Source organism: Thermus sp., from assembly GCF_056332225.1.
In genome coordinates, this window is record NZ_JBWGQW010000126.1 from 1 (window position 1) to 1,121 (window position 1,121).

Genomic DNA, 1,121 nt, shown 5'->3' on the forward strand with positions numbered 1-1,121 from the left:
GGCCCGGCACGTCTTCGTGCGCAGGCCCTCGGCCTACGCCCTCTTCGTGGCCCCGGCGGAGGCCTTCTTCCACGTGACCCAGGAGGGGCTAAGGGACCCGAAAGCTTTGGAAGGGCCCCTGGGGGAGGAGGAGGCTTTCCCGCCAGGGAAAGAGCTTGAGCCCTACTGGGTCTTCGCCAAGAAAAGCCACCGCCGGAGCATGGTCTACGGGGATCTGGTGGGGCGCTTCCTGGCAAGAAGCCCAGGGGAGGCGGTGAAGCAGGCCCTCCTCGAGGCCCAGGGGGTGGCCTTCTGGGCGGTGCCGGAGCGAGCGGTGGTGGGCACCGAGCCCACGCCCGAGGTGGTGGAGAGCTGGTTCGCCCCGGCCAAGGACAAGACCTACCGCCTGCAGAGCTACTACGGGCTCGTCACCGCCAAGGAGGTGGCCGATGGGGCTTGACCCCGTGCTGAAGGAGGCCCTCATCGCCAAGCTCACCGCCTTAGCCGACGACGAGGTGGTCCTGGCCCAGCGCCTCTCCGAGTGGGTGGCCCACGCGCCCATCCTCGAGGAGGACATCGCCATCGCCAACCTGGCCCAGGACGAGCTGGGCCACGCCAAGCTCTACCTGGACCTGAGGCGGGAGCTGGACGGGTCCGACCCCGATGAGCTGGTTTTCCTCCGGGACCCCCTGGAGTACCAAAACGCCGTCCTGGTGGAGCTTCCCAAGGGGGACTGGGCCTTCACCATGGTCCGGCAGTACCTCTTTGACCTCTACGAGAACCTCTGGCTGGAGGAGGCGAGGAGAAGCGCCTACAGCCCCTTGGCGGAGGTGGCCGAGAGGGCCCTCAAGGAGGAGCGCTTCCACCTAAGGCACTCGGCCCTCTGGGTGGAGCGCCTGGGCCTGGGCACGGAGGAGTCCCACCGGAGGGCCCAGGACGCCCTGGAAACCCTCTTCCCCTACGCCAAGCAGCTCTTCGCCCCCCTGCCCGGGGAGGAGGAGCTTTGGGCGGCGGGGTACGTGCCGGAGCTAGGGGGCCTTTGGGGCCGCTATGTGGAAGAGGCCACCCGCCACCTGGAGCGCTCGGGGCTCAAGGCGCCCGAGGGCGGCTACGTGCCGAAAAGCCGGAAGGAGCACACGGAG

At 68.8% G+C, this 1,121-nt stretch carries 2 protein-coding genes; both read left to right on the forward strand.

Annotated elements, in window-relative coordinates; translation table 11 throughout:
- On the forward strand, positions 1 to 439 hold a 439-nt coding region (locus AC01Y6_RS10440), incomplete at its 5' end, for a phenylacetic acid degradation protein (protein WP_476671456.1).
- On the forward strand, positions 429 to 1,121 hold a 693-nt coding region (paaC, locus tag AC01Y6_RS10445), incomplete at its 3' end, for a 1,2-phenylacetyl-CoA epoxidase subunit PaaC (protein WP_476671457.1). The genes AC01Y6_RS10440 and paaC, both read left to right, overlap by 11 nt.